Consider the following 21,080-nt stretch of genomic DNA (forward strand, 5'->3'; position numbering starts at 1 on the left):
AGGCGCCAAAGCCCCTTTCTGTGGCGTCTGGAGCCGCATTTTGCTATAATGCGCCTAAAAACAGGTGAGATTTTATGCAATTTATCGAAACCCGGGGGAATGACGGCAAGAACCCCGCAGCCGTCCCCTTTTCCGAGGCGATCCTCAATCCCCGCGCCAGTTACGGCGGGCTCTATGTGCCCGAATCGCTGCCGGATATGAGCATCGGCTTCCTCTCCGAATATCTCCAGAGCGACTACAAAACCCTCGCGTTTGCTTTGCTCAAAGCCTTCGAGATCGATATCGACGACGAACTGCTCCACAAAGCTTTGGAGCGTTACGACCGTTTCGACGATCCTAATAACCCGGTCCCCGTGGTCGGCATCGAAGAGGATCTCTATGTCAGCGAACTCTATCACGGCCCCACCCGGGCCTTCAAGGATATGGCATTGCAACCCTTTGGTGTGATCCTGAGCACGCTGGCGAAGCGCCGGAATGAGCGCTATCTCATCATGGCTGCCACCAGCGGGGATACCGGCCCGGCGACGCTGGAAACCTTCAAAAACCGGGAGAACATCAAAGTGACTTGCCTCTATCCCGAGGGGGGGACCAGCGATGTCCAGCGGCTGCAGATGGTCACCGAGGATGCTCCCAATCTCAAAGTGATCGGGGTCAAAGGGAATTTCGACGATACTCAGCACGCGCTCAAAGAGCTTCTCTCCTCCGAGACCTTCCGCGAAGAGCTGCGCAAGCGGGATTTGAAACTCTCGGCGGCCAACTCCGTCAACTTCGGCCGGATCATTTTCCAGATCATTTACCATATCCACAGCTATCTGGAGCTCGTGCGTCAAAACGTCATCACCCTGGGCGAAGAGATTTACCTCGTGGTCCCCAGCGGAAATTTTGGAAACGCCCTGGGTGCCTACTATGCCAAGAAAGCCGGCTTGCCCGTCCGCAAAATCCTGATCGCTTCCAACGCCAACAATATCCTCACCGACTGGATCCGCAAAGGGGAGTATGACTTGCGGGGACGCTGTCTGATCCAGACCGAATCTCCCGCTATGGACATCCTCATCAGCTCCAACGTCGAGCGGGTGCTCTACGACAAATTCGGCCCCGAACGGACCCGGGAATTGATGGAAGCTCTGAGCAAAGAGGGGCACTACAGCCTGACACCCGAGGAGCTCAAGAGTCTGCAGGAAGATTTCGACGCGACCTTCAGCAGCGACGAAGAGGGGGAGAAGATCATCGCCCGCTATGCCGAGCGGGGCTACCTGATGGATCCCCATACCGCTACCTGCCTCAAAGCCTATCGGGAATTGCGCCGTGAGCCGCTGGCGACGGTGATCTATTCGACGGCGGAGTGGACCAAGTTCAGCCGGACCGTCGCCCGGGCCATCGGGATCGCGGCGGAAACGGACAAAGAGGCGCTCGATGCCGTCAGCCGTAAGCTCGGGGTTCTTATCCCCAAGGTCATCTCCGAACTTTTCAACAAACCGATCGTTCATACCACGGTGGTTGAAAAAGAGGAGATCATGCAGGAAATGCTCTCCTTTCTATGAAACGTTTTTCGCCGGGTTCCTGGCTGAAAGCTCTTTTGCTTCTCGGATTGGGAACGGGGTCGGCTGTGGCGCTGGACCGGTTTCCCACTCCGGGCTGTGACGAACCGGAGAATCTGACTCTTTTGCATCGCTGCAACCCCTATGCCGTCAAACTGATTTATGTCTCAACGGAGCAGATCCTCCCCGCCGGGAAAAAGAAGCGTAGCTTCGTCCGAAAGCTCGAACCGGTTCCCGGCCCCTCTTATCGAAGGCGCCTGACCCTGCAGCAGCTGGTCGACCGCTACATCCATTACGAAGAGCGGATTCAAGCGCTTCGACACAGACCCCGTCTGAATCCCCCTTCGCCGTCATTTTCCAAACCCATCGAACGTCCCACGCCTCCCGAGACAGTGCAAAAAGAGGAACACAATGCCACGAAGCCGGCTCCGACTCTCGCAGAGACCCTTGGAGAACGCAATGTGACAGCGATGTTGATAAAACCGGCTTCCCGATCCATCGAGGAGAAATTGCTCAAAGTCAATCAAACACAGGCGACGTTGAGCGCGCCCAGGGAGAAGCTCCCCGAGACGATCGTGCACCGGGTGCAAGCGGGGGAGAGCCTGATCGGTTTGGCCCGCCGTTACAAGACCAGTAGCTACGATCTTCGCCGTTGGAATGGATTGAAACGGGATCACCTGCTCCGTGTGGGTGAGAAATTGACGATCCATCCGGGGGTCAAGAGTACCCCCGAAGAGATCCGTGAAGGTTTGCTCCGGGAGACTTATGGATATTACCGGGTAAAAAAAGGTGATACTCTTTTGAAACTGGCGCGGCGTTTCGGGGTCAAGTCCGCAGAGATACGCCGGCTCAACGACTTGCCCCCTTCCGCCCATTTGAGGGTCGGTCAGAAGCTGATGCTTCCTTTGACGCCCAAAAAGATCAAGGCTGTTTTGGAAAGAGAGAAGGGCTATACCTTCAAATATACCGGGGATCATCGTTTCAAGCATCGGATGCGGGTGGTGGCGACCGCCTACACTTCCCATCGGAACCAGACCGACAGCACACCCTTTCTGGCGGCGTGGAACAATCGGATCCGCCCCGGGATGAAGATCATCGCCGTCAGTCCCGATTTGATCCGAAAATACGGCATCACCAACGGCACGAAGGTCAAAATCTCCGGCCTGAGGGGGATCTATACTGTCCGGGACAAAATGAACCCCCGCCTGCACAATCATATCGATATCTATATGGGAACCGACCGACGCCGGGCTTTGCGATGGGGGAGGCGGAGAGTCATTCTCTACTGGTAGGAAATGAGAAACTAGTAACTAGTAACGAGTAACGAGTAACCGAGGAAGGTGATGAGTGTTGAGCGTTGAGAGCTGAGTGTTGAGAATTTACTTGACACGTCACACTTAGCACTTAACACAGATCCTTGTCCTTGGTCTTGCGACTTGAGGGGCGTAGCCCCGTGCTTGTGACTTGCGACTAATCAATTTTGTTCCATCTCCTCCAGCTTCTCGAGCAAGCCGAGATAGCGGTCGCTGAGGATACCGTACTCCTCTTCCGCTTTTGCCAACTCTTCGCTGACGGTGGAGAGGCCTTTTTGATTGTAGCACTCCGGATCGGCCAGGCAGGCGTTGAGCTCATCGATCCTGGCTTCGAGCTCTTCGATCCTAGGGGGGAGGAGCTCCAGGTCCCGCTGCTCTTTGTAGCTGAGCTTGACGCTGCGTTTGCGCTCCCTTTTTGGCTCCTCTCTCGGAGCCGTCTCGATCTCCCGCTCCATCGCCTCCAATTGGCCGATCTCCTTTTCCAGCTCCAGATATTCGGTATAGCTCTGGTGGGACTCTTCCACCGTGCCGTCGCCGCGTAGGATGAGGAGTTTCTGGGCGATCTTGTCGACGAAATAGCGGTCGTGGCTGACGAAGAGCACCGCCCCCTGGTAAGCCAGGAGTTTCTCTTCGAGGACATTGATGGTCTGGATATCGAGGTCGTTGGTGGGTTCGTCGAGGATGAGGCAGTCGTAGTGCTTGGTAAAGAGCAGGGCCAGGGCGACCCGGTTCTTCTCCCCGCCGCTGAGCTGGCCGACCCGTTTGTCCAGATACTCCCTCGGGAAGAGGAAGCTGCGCAGATAGCCGTAGACGTGCATATTGCGCCCCATCACCTGCACCCGGTCCCCGCCGTCGGGGCAGAAGGTTTCGATGAGGGTGGCGTCGTCCTTGAGCATCTCCCGGTGCTGGTCGAAGTAGCCGATGGAGATCTCCACACCCCGTTTGATGGTGCCGCTTTCGGGTTGGAGGCGTCCCAGTAGCAGCTTGAGCAGGGTCGATTTGCCGCTGCCGTTAGGGCCGACGATGGCGAGCTTGTCCCGCTGGAGGATGCGGGTCGCAAAACCGTCGATCAAGCGTCGCCCGGCGATGCTGTAGTGCAGGTCCTCGATCTCGAAGAGCACCTTTTTCTTCGCCAGGGTCTTTTCCCCCTTCCAGCTGCGTTTCTCCCGCTCCAGCTCTACCCGGAGTTTACGGATCAGGAAGGGGTTCTCCTTGGCTTTTTCTCGAAGCTCAAAGACCCGCGCTTTGCGCCCCTGATTGCGGGTTTGGCGGGCTTGCACGCCCCGGCTGAGCCACTCTTCTTCTTTTTTGAGCAGGCGCAGGAGGTTCTCGTGCTCTTTTTGCAGGGCGGCCAGGCGGCGCTCTTTTTGCTCCAGGTAGCTTTGATAGCCCCCCTTGTAGCTGACCAGTCTGTGCTTCTCCACCTCCACGATCCGGGTGGCGATGCGGTCGATGAAGTAGCGGTCGTGGGAGATAAACAGCAGGGTGAACTTCTCTTTAAGCAGCACCTCTTCGAGAAACTCCACCATATAGACATCGAGGTGGTTGGTCGGCTCGTCGAGCATCAACACGTCGGGGCGGCGCAGGATCAATCCCGCCAAGGCGACCCGCCTCTGCTCCCCGCCGCTGAGGGTACTCACCAAGCGGTGTTCATACGTTTTGAGCTGAAACTCCTGAAGCACCCGCTCGATCTTGGCGTCGAGGTTCCAGGCGTTGTGGTGGTCCAGATAGGCGGCCACTTCGGCGTGCTCCCGGAGCAGGGCTTTGTCGTCGGGACGGGTGGCGATCGCTTCGCTAAGGTGCTGGTAGCGCTCCTGAGCCGCTTTGAGTTCCGTCAGCTGCGCTTCGATGGCATCCCGGGTCGTGAGCCCCGTGTCAAACCGGGGTTGCTGGGCCAGGAGTCCAAACTCCACGGAGCGGTCGACGACCCGTTTGCCTTCGTCGGGCTCTTCGAGCCCCGCGGCGATCTTGAGCAGGGTTGATTTGCCGCAGCCGTTTGGGCCTACGATGGCAACCCTTTCTCCGGGTTCCAGGTGAAACTCCATTCCGGAGAAGATCTGTTTGACATCGTAATTTTTGTGAATATCGTAGAGGTCGATGTAGGCCATATCTCTATCCATTTCGTCGCGGATTTTGCTGAGCCGATTATATCGCGGTTAGCTTTTGCTGGTATAATGGCGGCAAATGCTGACAAATTTACTCTGAAAAGGTTTCGCGTGTCTGTGCTTTTCTGGATCATTTTTATCTATACTCTTTATACCTTCGCCAAGATCTACCTTTCGGTGATGCAGATCGGCTATATCAATGTCGAAAAAAACCGTAAGCCGGTGCTGATGTCCCAGGGGCGCTATCTCGTCGCGGGCAACTACGCCATCGCCAAAGAACGCTTGGCTATCCTGGAGAGTTTCGCGGAGTATCTCCTCTTCCTCTGGTGGGTAATGGCGGGTTTCCGTTGGCTCCAGGGGGTCGTGGGGATCGACGAGAGCGTTGCCAATGCCGTGTTCTTTCTTTTCGGCTTTTTCACGATCAATTGGCTGGTGATGCTCCCGTTTGAAATCTACAGCCGTTTCAAGATCGATCAATCCTTCCACTTCAACAAGATGACGCCCAAAATGTATCTCATCGATACCCTCAAGTCGGTACTTCTCTTTCTGGTGCTGGGTGGAACGCTCTTCGCGGCTCTGGCCTGGATCGTCACCCACGTCGGGCATTGGTGGCTCTGGGGCTTCGCACTCCTCTTCACCGTCGCTCTGCTGGCCAATGTGATCTACCCGACCATTATCGCCCCGATTTTCAACAAATTTACCCCGCTGCCCGATGGGGAGCTCAAAAGTAAGATCAAAGGGATGATGAAGGATGCGGGGCTCAAGAGCGACGGGATCTTCGTGATGGACGCCAGCAAACGCGACAGCCGGCTCAACGCCTACTTCGGAGGGCTGGGCAAATCCAAACGGGTGGTACTCTTCGATACCCTGCTCGACAAACTGAGCGACAAAGAGCTGCTGGCGGTCCTGGGGCACGAACTGGGACATTACCGCCACGGCGATATCTGGAAGAATGTGGCGATGATGGGGGGCTTTCTCTTTGTGGCCTTCTACCTCTTCGGCCATCTTCCCGAAGAGCTCTATATCGAGATGGGGGTAGTCCCCACCGCCGGGGTGACGCTGGCGACGATCTTTTTGCTGCTGCCGGTGCTGAGCTTCGTCTATACCCCGCTGATGAGTATGCTCAGCCGCCACAACGAATACGAGGCGGACCGTTACGGTTCGGAAGTGGGAGGCAAACAGCATCTGATCTCGGCCCTGCTGAAGCTGGTGAGTGAAAACAAATCTTTCCCCAAATCGGACCCTGTCTACTCCCGTTTCTACCATACCCACCCGCCGATCCTGGAGCGGCTGGAGGCGCTGGGCTATGATCCCGAAAAGGTGGATATGGATGCCGAGCTGCCCCGGGAAGGGATCTTCGAATTCCTCCAAAATGACGAAGAGACCCGGGATGACGATCGCTGAGGCACTTCGGGACGCCGCTGCGAGTCTCAGAGAGATTGCGGAGCGACCGCGCCTGGAGGCGGAGATCCTGCTGGCACATCACCTGGGGTGTGAGCGGACTTCCCTGCTATTGAGGGAGGGGGAGACTTTGCCCCGGGAAGAGGAGTTTTTTGCTCTGATCGAGCGGCGCAAAGCCCATGAGCCCATCGAATACATCACCAACGAAGTGAGTTTCTACTCCGAGACTTTCTATATCGCCTCCGGAGCGCTGATCCCCCGTCCCGAGACGGAGCTTTTGGTCGAGGAGGTGGCGCATCTGATCCGGGAAAAGGGTTTGAAACGTATCGCCGAGATCGGGGTGGGAAGCGGAGCGCTCAGCGTGACCCTGGCGCGGATTTTCCCGGAGCTAAAGATCGTCGCTACCGACATTTCGCCCGAGGCGCTTTCAATCGCCGGGGTCAACGCGGAGCGTTTCGGTGTGAAAGATCGGATCGAACTGCGGCAAAGTTCCCTGCTGGATGGAGTGGAAGCGGTGGAGATGATCGTCTCCAATCCCCCCTATATCCCCGCGGGGACCGAACTGGAGCCCAATGTCGCCGACTACGAGCCGGAGACCGCCCTTTATGCTCCCGGTGATGGGACCGATCTGCTTAGGCAGATCGTGCTTTTGGGGCAAGAGCGCGGTATCCCCATCGCCTGCGAAATGGGCTATGACCAGCGGGCGGCGATGGAGGGTTTTTTCAAAGAGCAGGGGATCGAACATTATCGATTTTACAAAGATTTGGCGGGCTTGGACCGGGGATTCTTGATAAATGATTGAGGATGGAAGATTGAAGATGGAGAATTATGGATTTTGGATTAAGGTATAAACTTGCGACTTGAGGGGCGAAGCCCCGTGCTTGAGATTTGCGACTAAAATAAAAAGGAAACAAAAATGAAAAAGTATTTTCGAATCGCCACGATGGCTTATCTGATCTGGCTGGGGGCTATGCTGGGGGCCGTCATTTATGCGGGGGCGGTGGTCGCTCCGGTGATCTTCCATAGTGCCCAGTGGCTGGGGAGCGAAGTATTGAGCCACTTCCAGGAGGGCTTGATTATGACCCGGAACTTTGTCCTGCTCAGCTACGCGGTGACGGCCACGATCATCTTCGTCTTTCTCTACGAGGGATACAAATACAAAATGGGTGAGCGGGACAAGCTGACCCAGGCCGCCGCCTTTGTCGTGATCTTCACCGGGGCGATGTTCAATTGGTATTACCTCCCCGATATCGTCACGATGCAGATGGCGGGGGAGCAGATGACCCAGAGCCAAGCCTTCATCAATACCCACAAAGGAAGCGAGCTCGATTTCAAAATTTTCGCTCTGGGGATCCTGGTGCTGATGATCCAGAATATGCGCAAGGCGTGTAAATAAAGCAGGTAGAGTGTAGAGGGTAGAATATCAGTATGAGTAAGTTGAGCCATCCGTTCGAGCCGATCGTTTTTGACGATACGGAGATTTTGATCCTGGGGACTTTTCCCAGTATCGACTCTTTTGACAAAGCCTTCTATTACGCCCATCCCCGCAATCAGTTCTGGCCCATTCTCTCGGAGATTACCGGCTATCCGGTCAATAACCGGGATCAGAAGATCTGGCTGCTCAAGTCTTCCAAACTGGGGCTCTGGGATATGGTGCAAGGCTGCAGCCGAAGCAACTCCCTCGACAGCTCCCTCAGAGAGATCGAAGTCAACGACATCCTTGCGCTTCTGCAAAAGTATCCCTCCATCCGCAAGATCCTCTTTACCGGGCGCAAAGCCCAAGACCTTTTTGAGAAGCATTACGGCGACCTGAAGATCGAGCGGGATTATCTCCCCTCTCCTTCTCCCGCCTATGCGGGGATGAGCTATAAACAGAAGGTCAAAGAGTATCGGGAGAAGATCAATGTCGGTCGTTAGTCGTTGGTCATTGGTCATTGGTCATTGGGGAAGGGTATCGCCTTCGGCGATCTTTCAAATAGAAGCGTTGCAAAACAACGCAAACCAAAATTCCTCATTCCTCATTCCTCATTCCTCATTTGGCACAAGGAATGCCAAATGATCTGGGCCATCGGCGATCTCCAGGGGTGTTACGACTCCTTTCGGCGGCTCTTGGAGAAGATCGACTTCGATCCGCAGCGCGATACCCTCTGGCTGGCGGGGGATCTGGTCAACCGGGGGCCGAAGTCGCGGGAGGCTTTGGAGTATCTCTACCCGATCCGGGAGAGCCTGCGGATCGTGTTGGGCAATCACGACATCGCCCTGCTGGCGGCCTGGTGGGGGATCAAGAGATCCAACCCGACCCTCGATCCCATCTTCGAGGATGAGCGGCACGAATTGTGGCTGGAGTGGCTGCGGCGGCAACCCTTTGTGCAGGTGGATTTGAATCTGGGTTATGTGATGGCCCATGCGGGTATTCCTCCCGAATTCGGCCTGGGAAGCAGCCTCCACTACAACCGCATCCTGATGCGCAAACTCCAAAGCGAGCGCGCCCCTGAGTGGCTGGCGGCGATGATGGGCAAAAACGAGGATCATTTCGACCCTCTGGGTGATGATACCCAGCACGAGCGCTATATGCTGGCCGGTTTTACCCGGATGCGCTATTGTTATCCCGACGGCCGCCTCGATTTCGACCAGAAAGGTCCTCCCACGGACAAGGTGAGGAAAAAGGGGCTGATGCCCTGGTTCGAATGTCCGGTACGCAAAAGGGTGGATGAGAAGATCCTCTTCGGCCACTGGTCCACTCTGGGCTATTTCGAGAACGATGAGGTGTGCTGCCTCGATAGCGGCTGCCTCTGGAAAGGCAAGCTCACTGCCCGGCGGCTCGATATGAAGGAGGGGGAGATTGTGCAGGTGGAATGTCCTGGGGGCATAGAGCCCGAATAGTGAGGAATGAGGAAAGATAACTAGCAACCGAGTAACCGAGTAATGAGTAACCGAAGAATGAGAAAATAGAAAATAGAAATGAGAAACTATTTAACGCTTCGCACAAAAATTTCTTGAGACTTTTGAGGGGCGCAGCCCCGTGCTTGAGACTTGAGACTGACAAAAAGGAAAATTTATGACCAATCTAGAGAGAATTCTGACCTATTTCAAAACCATCGCTTCGATTCCCCATTGCAGCCGGGAGGCGGGGGAGCTTCGGGAGTATCTGGCCCGTTTCGGACAAGAGGTGGGGTATGAGGTGCTGGAGGATTCTGCGGGCAACCTGCTGATGCGCCGGGGTAAGCCGAAGCTCTGCCTCCAGGGGCACTACGATATGGTCTGTGTGGGCAATGCGCCCGAGATCGAGCTCATCGAGCGCGAAAGGTGGCTGGAGGCCCGAGACTCCTCTCTGGGGGCCGATAACGGGATGGCGATCGCGATGATGATGGCACTGATGGAGGAGGGGGCCGAGCTGGAGTTTCTCCTGACTGCCGATGAAGAGGTGGGGCTGGTGGGGGCCAAGGCCCTGGCTTTCGAGCTTCAAAGCCCCTATCTGCTCAATCTCGATACGGAGGAGGCGGGAGAGGTCTATATCGGGTGTGCGGGGGGCGTGGATATTGTCGGCCGTCGTAGCTGTGAGCGACTCCCCGACCATCGCCCCGCTTGGAGGGTGCGCCTCTGCGGTCTGCCCGGCGGCCACTCGGGAGTCGATATCGACAAGGGCATCCCCAACGCCATCAAGGAGCTGGCCCAAGCTCTGGCGGAGGATGAGGAGCTGGGGCTGGTCTCCTTCGTGGGAGGGGAACGGCGCAACTCGATCCCCGTTCACGCCGAAGCGGTGGTCCGTTCGGCCAAACGCCCTGAACCGGGGGATGCTTTTGATTTCACTGTCGAAGAGGCGGAAGATGCCCAGGAGGGGGTCTTTGCCGATTCGGACAGACTCCTGCGGCTTCTGGCCACTGCCCCCCACGGCGTCGTCTCCCGCAACGAAGAGCTCCAGATTCCCCAACAGAGCCTCAACCTCGCCCAGGTGGACTTTTCCCTCTCCGGCTGCCGCATCGATTACAGCCTCAGGGCGATGAGTGACGGGGATCTGCAAAGCCTGGCGGATCGGACCGAAACCCTCCTGCACCGTTACGGCTTCGAAGTGAGCCGCGAAGAGGCTTACCCCGCCTGGAAGCCGGAGGTCAATGAATTTACGCTCAAGGTCGCCGAGTTCCTCAAAGAGGAGTTTGGGCATAGCGAAATGAAAGCGATCCACGCCGGCCTGGAGTGCGGGATCTTGAGCCAAAAATATCCGCAGATCAAAATGGCTTCCATCGGCCCTACCATCGAGAATCCCCATTCGGTGCGGGAACGGGTGGATCTGGAGTCGGTAGAGCGGACTTTTGGGGCGTTGAAGAAGATCATTGGGGAAATTGAGTGAGGAATTAGGAGTGAGGAGTGAGGAGTTTCGGTATGCGTTGCTTAGCAACGCTTCGATTGGATTGAAAGATTACTGAGATTTCCGAAGGTTTCACTCCACTTTCAAATAATACCCTTCTCCCGGTCGGGTGTGGAGGAACTCTTTGCCGGTTTTGGCGCGGAGGCGGTTGATGAAGACCCGCACGGCGTCATCGGTGACTTCTGCTTCGGGCCAGAGTAGCTTTTTGATCGCCGGAGTATCGAGAAAGTATCCCGGTTCCTCCAGGAGGGCCTCGAGAAAGGTCCGCTCTCTTGCACTGAGCGGGATGGGGGCTCCCTGGTGTCGGAGGCTGCCGGAGTGGCGGTCATAGAGGTAGCCGGGGCGGATAGCGATCCTCTGTTTTTCGATGATCTTCGGGGCGATGCTCTCCAGATACTCCAGCAGTTCCACAGGGTCGAAGGGCTTGATGAAATATTTGCTCACCCCGGTATCGATGGCTCCCAGGAGTTTCTCTTTGTCGCTGTAGGCGCTCAGGACGATCAGGGGTGTATCGGCAGAGAGCTCGTGGATGAAGCGCCCCATTGTCAAGCCGTCCATCCCCGGCATCGTGATATCGGTGATCACCAGGTCGGGGCGCAGCTTTTTAAAAAGTTGCAAGCCCTCCTGACCGTTTTCGGCAATGCGAAAGTCTCCGAAATGGTGTCCTACGGCCCGCTGCATCATCTCGGCTAGGGTATGTTCATCCTCCACATAGAGGATTCGTAGCTTTTTGAGGGAAGATCGGTCGGTTTTCATTGGGTCTCTCCCGGCGGTGAAATGGTTTTGGCGAGGGGGATTTTGATGACGAAAAGTGCCCCTTTGAGGCTGTTGAAGGCTTCCATCGAACCCCGAAAACTCTTTTGCACGATCATCCGGGACATAAAAAGTCCCAACCCGGTTCCCTGGGAACTGTGTTTGGTGGTGAAATAGGGTTCGAAGATTCGTTCCAGTGCCTCGGGAGGGATCCCCCCGGCATTGTCTTCGACGACGATAACGGCGTTGTTCTCATCCCGGCTGAGATGGATCCGTAGCCAACGTTCCTCGTCGTCGCTCTCCCCGAAAGCCTCTTTGGCGTTTTGAAGCAGATTGACGAAGACCTGGGTCAATTCATTGGGAATGCCGGTGACCCGGAGGCTCCGGTCCCCTTCGATTTTGACCCGGATGCGCTTCTTCTCCAGTGCCTTGCGAATGAGGGAGAGGGCATCTTCGAGGCTGGAGTGGATCGGAAAGGTGACGCTGCTGCGGTCGGGTTTGAAGAAATCCATAAAACTGTCCAGCGTCTGGGACATACTTCGGATGATTTTTCGGCTCTGGGTGTAAAGCTCTTCGGCGGCATCGGGATCGTTTCGGCATGCTTCTTTGAGGCTGTAGAGCGAGAGGTTGAGCTCGGTCAGGGGTTGGCGCCACTGATGGGCGATATTGGCCATCATCTGCCCCAGGCTGGCGAAACGGGATTGCCACAGCAGCATCCGCTGTTTCTCTTCGTTTTTCGCCACCTCTTCCCGGACCCTCTCTTCGAGGTTGCGGTTGAGCTCCTGGAGCTGCCGGGTCTGCTGTCGGACCCGCTCTTCGAGATTGCGGTTGAGCTCCGCCAGCTCCCGCTCTTTGGCTTCGAGCTTCATCCGAAGCTCCACTTCCCGGGTCACATCGTAGCGGATGGCCACAAACTCCTCGATCTCCCCCCGCTGATCGAGAATGGGAACGATCGTGGTATTGACGTAGAAGGTACTGCCGTCTTTGGCAAGGTTTTTGACAGTGGCTTTGTAGGTCTTTTTGGCCAGGATGGTTTTCCAGAGCCGGAGGAAATTCTCGGCGGGAACGTCGGGATGGCGCACGATGTTGTGGTTTTTCCCGATGAGTTCCTCTCGGCTGTATCCTGAAATTTTGCAGAATTCATCGTTGGCGAAGGTAATGATACCGTTGATGTCGGTCCGGGAGACGATGTTGGAACTTTCGATCGCCTCGATATATTGCTGGAGCATAGGGCAATTATCTCTTAATAAGCTTTAAATCCGGGAAAGAGCGCAGAAAAAGTGAAGAGAAGTAATAATATTGTTTCTTTAGCAAAAATCTTGCGACCTGAGGGGCGAAGCCCCGTGCTTGCGACTTCTTAATAGAGTCCGTATTTCCCGTCGGCACGCTTGTACATAACCCGCAGGCGCCCTTCATTGTCGTTGAAGACGATGAATTGGCGTTTGGGATCGGAGGCGAGCAGTTCACGGGCCTCTTCGAAATCAAGGGGCTTGTGGAGCTCCAGGTCCATCGGGACGATGTCGTCGTCGATGTCGTTGACGAAGTCGAGCTGCTCCTCGGCCTCTTCGATTTCACTCTCCAGCTCACGCAGGCTCAGGTTGCCGCTCTTGTCCTTGATCTTGTCGGCATAGCGGCGCAGGCTCTTCTTCATCCGCTCCAGGGCCAGGTCGATCGCGGCGTAGACATCTTTGTCCCGCTGGGTGATGACGACGGTGTTCTTATCTTTGAGGTTGACGACGAATTCGACGTTGTACCCTTTCTTTCCGTTCTTCTCATCCCCGGAGATGATGCAGTGGACGGAGATGATCTCCAGGTTGTATTTCTCCAAGCTATCGATAGCGCTCTCGATATAGTTCTTGATGGGTTCGGTCAGTTCGAAGTGTCTGCCTGCGATATGTTTGTTCATTCAGCGATCCTTTGTCAAATAGATTAAGAGTATTAAAATTATAGCAGAGGGATGCTCAGGTGGAGTTTGCCTTTTGTCTGCTCTTTCTTGGTTTGGGAGAAACCGAAGCCGATTTTGTAATTTTTTCAAATCGGATTAACAGTTTTGAGACAGTGGCGCTATGATGAGATAAAAAAGTGGTCAAGAACCGGGCTGGCCCTCTATATAGGCGTAGCCGGTCTCTTTGGTGATGATGATGCTTAAGGGATTGAGACTGGAATCCTTAAAACCGAATGTCAGTTTGCAATCCCTCGACATATAGCTGCTGCTATCGGGGGTGCCGCTACCGAGAAATCCCACGTGGGGGCGACCGAGGTGATCAAAACCTATCGTCTGCGTGCCGTTGCAGTCCCCTGAAGTCGTTAGAGAATTGACACCGTATTTTTTCCCAATGAAAATATTGGGGCTTTCGTCGGCATTGATTGCAGTCGTTGCACCACCCGCATTATAGATATATTTACCGTTGGCGGGATCGATAGCCGTTTCGTTTTTGTCGACGTTGGTGTCATTGTCCGTATCGGAACTGATCGTGTAGAAATTGTTCAAGACATTGGAAGAAGAGACAGTGAACTGAATCGCCCAAAATCTTCCTTGCCACTTCGGATCGTTGAAGCTCTGCTTATCATCTATCAAGGCCAGGTGTTGGGTATAGCGGATGGCAGAAAGAATATTATCCGCTGCCTCCTGCCTTATGTCCCGTTTCAGTCTTGGAATCGCCAAGGCTGCGAGGATACCGATGACGACGATGACGAAAACCAGTTCGATCATCGTAAAACCGCGACTCCTTCTTTTTGTCATAATCTTCTTTCCTTCTCTCATATCTTTTGCAGTGTTCGTCTGTGATAAGCTAGCCAGGGACCCGAAGGATTGTCGGGGTCCTTGTATTCCACATAGACATCGACGATGATGTTTAGAGGCGTCTTTTCGGTCACGACATTATTGGCGAAAGTTCGCGTTGCCGCACAGCTGGCGATTTGATCAGCATGACCGATATAGGCGAGGCGTACCCGGATGCGGTAACCCTTGCCGTGTGCAGGATCAGCCCCGTAGTTGCCATCGATATCACTCAGGCAATTTCCCGTACCGTTGCGGTCATTGGCCGTAACGGCCATAACGGCATATTCGGTGTAACTCTTGGCTAGGAGCATCGCTTGCTCACGTTGGAACTGCGCAGTAGTTTCCTTGACCATTTTGCCCGAGAGGCTAAGGATTAGGACCGCCACCGTCGCCATAAGGACAATCACGAAGATCGCCGTGATCATCGAAAAGGCTTTTCTCATTTCTCTATTTTTCATCAGAACACCGCCTTCTCTTTACACACTGATATATTGCAATCTTCGCCAATGTCTTCCGACGCGCAAATTTTGAATCGGATCGTCTGACCATCTCCCCGAAACTTAAAGACCGTCACATTTTTTAGGAGAAGAGATTTTGGAGTTCCGTTTGGAATCGCCCAGCCGGGAATGGGGTCAAATGAATAATAGAGATAGAGGTCTCCATTCTCAACCGAAAGGGCGTAGGAGGTCCAGGCGAGTTTGTAGTGTTCGACGATACGGGGAGCAGGGGAAAGAAGGGTGAGCCTGGTGTCATTGTCTCCCAAATTGTTTACAAGATGTGCATTAGGGTCATCAGGGAAAAAGACGGCGGGATTGAATCCGCCGGGGAATGTGCCTCCGTTGAGATTGGTAATGATCGTGCGAGCCCGGCTCAGTTTTGAACCTTTGCTGTCGAGGTGAGTGCTGTCGCTGGTATTGAGATCGATGAAGCCACTCCAGCCGGGCAGTCGATCTGCGGTGCTTCCGATCGAGTTGAAGCTATCCATATCGGCACCGACCCATTGAAGCACTGTATAGCTGTTGCTCGGCAAGCTCATCGGTTCCGTGATCTCTTCGACAGTTCCGCCACCGGTAGGTGAACTGCCGGTGGCGTCTTTGCGAACCACGGTGCCGGGAATCGCAGCGGCGAGCCGATTGGCGATCTGTAGAGCCGCCAGTTCCGTTTTGATCTCGGCTCGGTGTTGGGCCCGCTGGAGGATGTAGCTCTTGTAGACTTTGGCGATCATCTCCGAGCCGAGGGAAGCAACAACCCCCAGGACTACGATGACAAAGATCAGTTCGATCATACTGAAAGCATCTCTCTTGTTTTTATGAAAACGCTTCATCAGAAATGCCTCTCTTCCAGCTTAGTTGCCCCGATATTACAGCTGAAGGCTTTTAGGATGATGGTTTTTTGAAGTTCGGATACACCACTGTTGCTGGTAAGCGTTACATTGATCTTTTTGATATTTGTAGAGGCACTATGAGCCCCTGGAAAATTGAATGTGATTTTTTTATCGGAGCCCGGGTCGATATAGCCACCGCCTCCGGGGGAGTCCGAAGCGTAAGAGACCATTGTCGTGATGCTGATATCGGTGGTCTTTTCCACATAGTCTGAAGTGCAGGTCGTCGTAACAGGCGAGCCCTCGTTTGAAAGATGATAAGGGGGCTCTCCGTTGAAATCATCAATGTCATCTTCTTGACCTTTGCTTTCTCCACTGTCAAGGCCCAGGATCGTGGAAGCGTTAAGATCGTCATTCCCGTCGGATCGGATAAATTTCCTGTAACTCTCTTTTGGGGTTCCTGCTCTGCGGCCCGATTTGTTCCCATCGGGCAAGAGGACTTCATCCAGACCCGAGTCTCCACTAGTGACATGCAAAACAGGGTCCAGGAAACTCTCATTGGCATCGTTCTCATCCCAATGGTAGCCTATCACCATGTTAAGATGGGCGGCAGCTTCGTTGATCGCTTCCTGCTGGATGGCCACATAGCCGCTTTTCTCTACCGTTCGGATCAAATTGGGAGCGGACATCAGGACAATCCCGATGATGACAATGGCGAAGATCAGCTCGATCATCGCGACGGCAGGCCGAGCTTGATGGAATAGAGTTCGTTTCACTTACCACTCCAGCCTACGTAGTTTTTTCTTGCTGGCGTTACTCTCAACCACATTGCCGGTACCGCCATATCCTGCCCAGTTACTGGTACCGATGAAACGGACACGGTAGAAGGGAGCGGGCTCGGCTTCTTTGTAGGGATTATAGATCAGCCAGGGGTCGGTTCCGGTAAGGTTGATATCGACGGTCAGCGGACGGTTGGTCGAATTGGCCGTTACGGTAACCTGGTCGTTTTTGCCGTTAGTGATAGCCGGATTATTATCAACCGTTCCATTGCTATCGTCCGGTGATGGCACTAAGAATACATTTCCATCGCCATCAACGCTGTAATGATTAGTGTTGAGATACCACTCGTACTCATTGGTCATTTTGAAATTTGGATTGGGCATAATCGTAGAGTTAAGGTCATCGTAATAAACGACAATGGAGATCGGGGTTTTGGTACGGTTGCTTTCTATGTCATCGTAGAAGAATTTGGAGGGTTTGGCACGGCCGTAGAGGAAGGTGACATTGTCATCCAATGTCAAATCCCCAGAGATTTGGTGATTGCTTTTCTCATCTGCATAAAGAAGACCAGGCTGACTTCGATAGCTTATGTTGAAATCATTGAAGTGGATGAAACGGGGATTGATCGGCTTGGAGATATTTCGATCGAAGTTCAATCGTAGCTTCAACTTTACTGATCCGTTCATATCTTTGGTATAAAAACCTTGGTCCTGGGAAATATAAATCTTTTGATGTGAAGTATCGACTTTGACTATTGAAGTATTGTTTTCGAAATCCAAAGTACTTCCGGGTACCGGACGAATGATAGTGTCGTGGCTATTATTCTCCTGGATGACAGAGGAGATGTTCCGGTCTGGCACTGTGCTAACATTCTCATTGAACTTCGGACTCGTATAATAGACAATGGAGAGATTCAAATCCGTATTCTCCGCATAACAACCGGAGACAAAATTGCTCAACTGCGCTCCATTTTTTCCTGATGCATAAAAGGTTCCATCCAAGTTGTAACTCATACCAAGGTCATCCGCATTCATTTTGGGTGGCGTATTGATATAGATGAAGGTTTGGCTATGTGTTCTGGTATTTGGACCGATGTGGGCTTGGATACCAGTTAGGTTAAAAGTGTATGGGAAAAATGTGATATTCAGATCTCTGTAGATGGTCTTGGCGTCACTGTTGTTATGATCAGAGGAAATATTGCATCCGTTGAGCCCAGGGGTCGTGCCACTCTGGACAGAACCATTATTTTCTATGCAATCGGTATTTTGACCCGTCTTAAAGTAGGGGGAGACATGATGCACCATATATTGGGAGATATGGTCGACCCTGGTCCATTCCGAGTCTGTTATATTCAGATGATATTCACCCACCTGGTTCACTGGCAGCGTTTGATGCGCCGTCCCTCCCGCAAAAGTGAAACTGTTGTTTTTGTCACTCGTATCATTACATTTGGATACATTAACGGAACTGCCTGGGCTCCAGACAAATGTAGCATCAACTTTGGAAGTGTATCCGGGAGATGAATTGTTGCTTTCATGGGTAGTCGCATTGGCATCATACAGATAGTAATACCCCGCAGCGAGATTCACCTTGGGCAGCGCGGAAGCATTATTGGTGACAGGCCTGCTGATGGAGGATGGAGATGCCGTCCCATTCGCGTCTGTAATGTTCACATAGAACGCTTCGGGTCGGATGGCAAAGTTGTCCCGGGAACAGAGTCTTTCGGTGACATATCCATAAATACATTGTAGGCAAGCCTTGACATCCTCTTTCGTAAGGTCGCCATCACATTGTGACTCTATTGTATCAGTGGAATTTTTACAAGTATTTTGATTGCCGTAATTTGGTAGATGGACAATAGAATATTGGTTACCATTTTTTTCAAATTCTACCAGATTGCCATTTTCATCAAGAGGTGTGGTAATGAGAAAGGCACTATTGGAAGCCGCTCTATCGAAAAAGCCTAATCCATTTATATCACTCGCACTTAAATTGTCAAGATGTTTACCCGCATCTATGAGTCCCCACGCTCTACCGTGACTAATCCTGGTAGCGTTCTCATCGGTACAAGTGGCGTCTGTATAGTGGAATCCATCCGCACTGATCGTTTCGACCGCTGCGGCTATGAGATAGTCGGTGCTGCCAATTTCGTTGTATTTGCCGTCACTGCCGGGCTCCATAAGCTCCAATTTGTAATTTTGATCCCGTCTTTTGACGATCTGCGTGGGTAGATTGTAATAATAATCCGGATCATGGCCGGATCGATACATGGCTTGGTGTACGACGTTAAACTGGCCAAAGGTGGGCTGATAAAAGCTGTTGTCTTTACATATTCCCACATTTTGCAAAGGCATGGATTGATGACCGAGAGGGATCACCTTTCCATCGATCGTCACAGTCATGTCATAGTCGATATTTACGTGAATGGGCATATTGATATTTTCTCTGAGCAGATCCAAACTATAATAGACATAGAAATGCTCCAGAGATCCGACACTGCCAATACTTATGTTGCGGTCGTAAGCATCCCCGACCTCTCTTCCCTGATCAGGGAGAGGTTCAATATGACTGTTGGGCTTTGCGATTAATGTTGAATCTCTTCTGTATTTAGCCTGGGAGACGTTGATGTCTTCGATATTGACTTTGAGATTTGAAACAGTAATGTCGGAGTTTTCCTGGTTACGGACATAGAGTTTGACATCTAAGGGTGCAGTGGTTTTGAATTTGCCATTGATCGTCATCCCTTGAGTATCCGAAGCAACAATGTAATTGCCGTTTTGACCATAGGTATAGTCATAGCAGAGATCAAGCGCGCGGATTTTGGTTGAAAAGACGAGCAGCGAGGGGAAATAGGTATCCTGATGCGAAGTAAATTGGAACTTGGCTCCATACTCTTCATTAAGAATAATACCCTTGGCCCCCGGGGTTGTCCCAACGCTATATTCCTGAATGTCGATACCATTGTTATTGATGAGCTCAGGGCCACGCGAGGCGTTGACATCGACTCTGGAGTTAAAAGCGTTATCGGAATCGGGTGCGATACTTCGGAGGGATGTGTTATAACGTTCACCCGCCATCAAAAAGTCGTCTCCGGTAAGGTATTTGTCTCCCTCGGCGGCAAAAGCATAGAGTTTGGAATCTACATCACCCGCTTTGGGAGTCAGGAAACCGCTAACAGAAATGTCTACATTCCCCAAATCCTTATTGACTTGTTTAAATCCATCGAATATCGAAATGTTCCTGGCCTCATCGGAATTGGGGTCTTTATAGACGACGACCAATGTCCATGCGCCATAATTTCCCAAACCATCTTTAGGAGTCTTTGACCATGTTTCACCAGTACTTGTGTAAAAACTTGATGTGTCGATGTAATATTTATTATCGCCGGGGAGAACTAAATCTGTCACATCTGCGCTGGCGGAATAGGTTCTTATATAGTTAACTGATTTAGTATAGTCGAGATCCAAAATATCAGCTATAATCGGTTTCCACTCTCCTGTATCACCTATCTTCAGCTTGATTTTACTTGCATCACGTTTGGATGTGCTATCCCAGGATAGATTACTACTCGTTGCGTCTTTTCTCCCCTGCCAGTAGAGACGTGCATAGACGATTCTGGCGTCATTAGGGATCGAGAGTTCCGACCAGGATTGCGGGGCCTTTTGGAGGTCGGTGCTGGCATTGGTTGCTGTCCCCGAAGGCTCCACACAGTTACCGTTCCTGTCATGGACGCAGAGGACTGTATTGCCGATGACTTTGACATTGCCGTAGATGTTCTCCTGGTGGCGCAACTCAAAGTCACGGCCGCCGGAGCTTTCGCTGGTATTGGAAATAGTGATCGTGACTGTGGCGGGATCCGAGCAGGCATTGTGTGTGTCACATGCTTTATAAGTAAAAGTGTCTGTTCCCGTGTATCCTGAATCGGGAGTATAAGTAATGTCCGGTTCTGAACCACTCAACTGTCCATGGCTGGGGCCTTCGATTATCGGGTATGATTGGATATGATCACCTGGATCGGGATCGCTGGCGTCGAGATGAATGGTTACAGACGTGTTAAGCTTTGTCGTGACATTGACATCATTGGCGCTTGGCGGTTGATTTGGTGCTGGTGTGAAATCGATATGAAGTGTGAAGTTTCCATGATTGTTCCAAACATAGTTATATAATTCTATTTTATAAGATGCATCAGCATTAACAGAATAATTCATATCAATATTATTGTTAGATTCTTCGTCATCCGTTAATAAAGACGAACAGTCTGAATTGTATAATTTACTATCAGTATCGGTGTCGGCTCCCGTACTATATATATGAACAACTCCGTTAGAAGGCGCTGTGAATTGGTAGTAATAATATCGACCTGAGTTCCAACCTGATTGCCAATAATAAGCAAGATCAACAGTGAAACTTGAAGGGATAGCAACATTCTCAGCTGTGCTGCAATCATCTCCGGTTGCAGCATTTAACGAATTTGGAAGTAATGGCAAAAGTAGCAAAACTGATAATAAATAATAATTCATTTTTGCAGAATTTTTTTGTAAAAATAATCTATTCAAAAAAAAGGATAAATAGTTTAAAAATGATTTAAAGTTTTTCATCATAACGCCTTTCTTAATTCTATACTATCCTAAAATACGGATGTATTGATACACTCCCTCAAGCATATAACACAGATCAACTGGTATATACTCAAACTCCCCGGCACCCTTCTCTTCCGGAAC

17 protein-coding genes are annotated in these 21,080 nt (G+C 52.3%); 8 read left to right on the forward strand and 9 right to left on the reverse strand.

Going from position 1 to position 21,080, the window contains the following annotated elements; genetic code table 11:
- Positions 1 to 74 precede the first annotated feature (74 nt).
- Positions 75 to 1,541: a threonine synthase gene (gene thrC / locus NITSA_RS02035; RefSeq protein ID WP_013553364.1), complete on the forward strand. Its 1,467-nt coding sequence runs from the start codon at positions 75 to 77 to the stop codon at positions 1,539 to 1,541.
- Positions 1,538 to 2,830 carry a LysM peptidoglycan-binding domain-containing protein gene (locus NITSA_RS10755; protein ID WP_013553365.1) on the forward strand — a complete coding sequence of 431 codons (1,293 nt, stop codon included), beginning with the start codon at positions 1,538 to 1,540 and terminating at the stop codon, positions 2,828 to 2,830. Before thrC ends, NITSA_RS10755 begins: the two co-directional genes overlap by 4 nt.
- A 182-nt stretch (positions 2,831 to 3,012) precedes the next feature.
- Here the strand turns inward: NITSA_RS10755 and abc-f are convergent, their stop codons facing one another.
- A complete protein-coding gene (gene abc-f / locus NITSA_RS02045; RefSeq protein ID WP_013553366.1) occupies positions 3,013 to 4,959 on the reverse strand; it encodes a ribosomal protection-like ABC-F family protein in 1,947 nt (648 codons plus the stop codon).
- 108 nt (positions 4,960 to 5,067) lie between these two features.
- On the opposite strand from abc-f, the gene NITSA_RS02050 reads away from it, so the two are divergent.
- The 6 genes from NITSA_RS02050 (at position 5,068) to NITSA_RS02075 (ending at position 10,705) form a co-directional block, all read left to right on the forward strand.
- Complete coding sequence (locus tag NITSA_RS02050) at positions 5,068 to 6,360, forward strand: M48 family metallopeptidase (protein ID WP_342626800.1); 1,293 nt, start codon at positions 5,068 to 5,070, stop codon at positions 6,358 to 6,360.
- Complete coding sequence (prmC, locus tag NITSA_RS02055) at positions 6,347 to 7,159, forward strand: peptide chain release factor N(5)-glutamine methyltransferase (protein WP_013553368.1); 813 nt, start codon at positions 6,347 to 6,349, stop codon at positions 7,157 to 7,159. The genes NITSA_RS02050 and prmC overlap by 14 nt, the downstream gene beginning before the upstream one ends.
- Before the next feature lie 114 nt (positions 7,160 to 7,273).
- Entirely contained in the window at positions 7,274 to 7,753 is a 480-nt protein-coding gene (locus NITSA_RS02060; RefSeq protein ID WP_013553369.1) for a DUF4149 domain-containing protein, read from the forward strand.
- 32 nt (positions 7,754 to 7,785) lie between these two features.
- Positions 7,786 to 8,274, forward strand: a complete 489-nt coding sequence (locus NITSA_RS02065) for a DNA-deoxyinosine glycosylase (RefSeq protein WP_013553370.1) — start codon at positions 7,786 to 7,788, stop codon at positions 8,272 to 8,274.
- 138 nt (positions 8,275 to 8,412) lie between these two features.
- Positions 8,413 to 9,240 (forward strand): symmetrical bis(5'-nucleosyl)-tetraphosphatase, encoded by an 828-nt coding sequence (locus NITSA_RS02070; RefSeq protein WP_013553371.1) that lies wholly within the window; start codon positions 8,413 to 8,415, stop codon positions 9,238 to 9,240.
- 175 nt (positions 9,241 to 9,415) lie between these two features.
- The gene (locus NITSA_RS02075) at positions 9,416 to 10,705 is read left to right on the forward strand and encodes a M20/M25/M40 family metallo-hydrolase (protein ID WP_013553372.1); all 1,290 of its coding nucleotides are present in this window, start codon (positions 9,416 to 9,418) and stop codon (positions 10,703 to 10,705) included.
- Between the two features lie 90 nt (positions 10,706 to 10,795).
- Here NITSA_RS02075 and NITSA_RS02080 read toward each other — a convergent pair whose 3' ends face one another.
- The 8 genes from NITSA_RS02080 to NITSA_RS02115 form a co-directional block, all read right to left on the reverse strand.
- A complete protein-coding gene (locus NITSA_RS02080; protein WP_013553373.1) occupies positions 10,796 to 11,479 on the reverse strand; it encodes a response regulator transcription factor in 684 nt (227 codons plus the stop codon).
- Positions 11,476 to 12,705 carry a PAS domain-containing sensor histidine kinase gene (locus NITSA_RS02085; protein WP_013553374.1) on the reverse strand — a complete coding sequence of 410 codons (1,230 nt, stop codon included), beginning with the start codon at positions 12,703 to 12,705 and terminating at the stop codon, positions 11,476 to 11,478. The genes NITSA_RS02080 and NITSA_RS02085 overlap by 4 nt, the downstream gene beginning before the upstream one ends.
- A 128-nt stretch (positions 12,706 to 12,833) precedes the next feature.
- Positions 12,834 to 13,382: a ribosome hibernation-promoting factor, HPF/YfiA family gene (gene hpf / locus NITSA_RS02090; protein ID WP_013553375.1), complete on the reverse strand. Its 549-nt coding sequence runs from the start codon at positions 13,380 to 13,382 to the stop codon at positions 12,834 to 12,836.
- Positions 13,383 to 13,562: 180 nt separating this feature from the next.
- On the reverse strand, positions 13,563 to 14,240 hold the full coding sequence (locus NITSA_RS11680; protein ID WP_169308522.1) for a prepilin-type N-terminal cleavage/methylation domain-containing protein: 678 nt from the start codon (positions 14,238 to 14,240) through the stop codon (positions 13,563 to 13,565).
- On the reverse strand, positions 14,237 to 14,716 hold the full coding sequence (locus tag NITSA_RS02100) for a type IV pilus modification PilV family protein (protein ID WP_013553377.1): 480 nt from the start codon (positions 14,714 to 14,716) through the stop codon (positions 14,237 to 14,239). Before NITSA_RS02100 ends, NITSA_RS11680 begins: the two co-directional genes overlap by 4 nt.
- Complete coding sequence (locus NITSA_RS02105; RefSeq protein WP_013553378.1) at positions 14,716 to 15,582, reverse strand: type IV pilin protein; 867 nt, start codon at positions 15,580 to 15,582, stop codon at positions 14,716 to 14,718. Before NITSA_RS02105 ends, NITSA_RS02100 begins: the two co-directional genes overlap by 1 nt.
- Positions 15,582 to 16,355 carry a type II secretion system protein gene (locus NITSA_RS02110; RefSeq protein ID WP_013553379.1) on the reverse strand — a complete coding sequence of 258 codons (774 nt, stop codon included), beginning with the start codon at positions 16,353 to 16,355 and terminating at the stop codon, positions 15,582 to 15,584. Before NITSA_RS02110 ends, NITSA_RS02105 begins: the two co-directional genes overlap by 1 nt.
- Positions 16,356 to 20,960, reverse strand: coding sequence for an Ig-like domain-containing protein (locus NITSA_RS02115; RefSeq protein ID WP_148224923.1), 4,605 nt, complete (start codon positions 20,958 to 20,960; stop codon positions 16,356 to 16,358). It abuts the gene before it with no gap.
- Positions 20,961 to 21,080 lie beyond the last annotated feature (120 nt).

The organism is Nitratifractor salsuginis DSM 16511 (genome assembly GCF_000186245.1).
Classification (GTDB): Bacteria; Campylobacterota; Campylobacteria; order Campylobacterales; family Sulfurovaceae; genus Nitratifractor; species Nitratifractor salsuginis.

Bases quoted from the DNA above. Each gene is read 5' to 3' on its own strand.
- NITSA_RS02060 (WP_013553369.1), top strand. From the start codon at position 7,274: ATGAAAAAGTATTTTCGAATCGCCACGATGGCTTATCTGATCTGGCTG.
- hpf (WP_013553375.1), bottom strand. From the start codon at position 13,382: ATGAACAAACATATCGCAGGCAGACACTTCGAACTGACCGAACCCATC.
- NITSA_RS10755 (WP_013553365.1), top strand. From the start codon at position 1,538: ATGAAACGTTTTTCGCCGGGTTCCTGGCTGAAAGCTCTTTTGCTTCTC.
- NITSA_RS02115 (WP_148224923.1), bottom strand. From the start codon at position 20,960: ATGATGAAAAACTTTAAATCATTTTTAAACTATTTATCCTTTTTTTTG.
- NITSA_RS02070 (WP_013553371.1), top strand. From the start codon at position 8,413: ATGATCTGGGCCATCGGCGATCTCCAGGGGTGTTACGACTCCTTTCGG.
- NITSA_RS02085 (WP_013553374.1), bottom strand. From the start codon at position 12,705: ATGCTCCAGCAATATATCGAGGCGATCGAAAGTTCCAACATCGTCTCC.
- abc-f (WP_013553366.1), bottom strand. From the start codon at position 4,959: ATGGCCTACATCGACCTCTACGATATTCACAAAAATTACGATGTCAAA.
- NITSA_RS11680 (WP_169308522.1), bottom strand. From the start codon at position 14,240: ATGAGAGAAGGAAAGAAGATTATGACAAAAAGAAGGAGTCGCGGTTTT.
- NITSA_RS02100 (WP_013553377.1), bottom strand. From the start codon at position 14,716: ATGAAAAATAGAGAAATGAGAAAAGCCTTTTCGATGATCACGGCGATC.
- prmC (WP_013553368.1), top strand. From the start codon at position 6,347: ATGACGATCGCTGAGGCACTTCGGGACGCCGCTGCGAGTCTCAGAGAG.
- NITSA_RS02105 (WP_013553378.1), bottom strand. From the start codon at position 15,582: ATGAAGCGTTTTCATAAAAACAAGAGAGATGCTTTCAGTATGATCGAA.
- thrC (WP_013553364.1), top strand. From the start codon at position 75: ATGCAATTTATCGAAACCCGGGGGAATGACGGCAAGAACCCCGCAGCC.
- NITSA_RS02065 (WP_013553370.1), top strand. From the start codon at position 7,786: ATGAGTAAGTTGAGCCATCCGTTCGAGCCGATCGTTTTTGACGATACG.
- NITSA_RS02075 (WP_013553372.1), top strand. From the start codon at position 9,416: ATGACCAATCTAGAGAGAATTCTGACCTATTTCAAAACCATCGCTTCG.
- NITSA_RS02080 (WP_013553373.1), bottom strand. From the start codon at position 11,479: ATGAAAACCGACCGATCTTCCCTCAAAAAGCTACGAATCCTCTATGTG.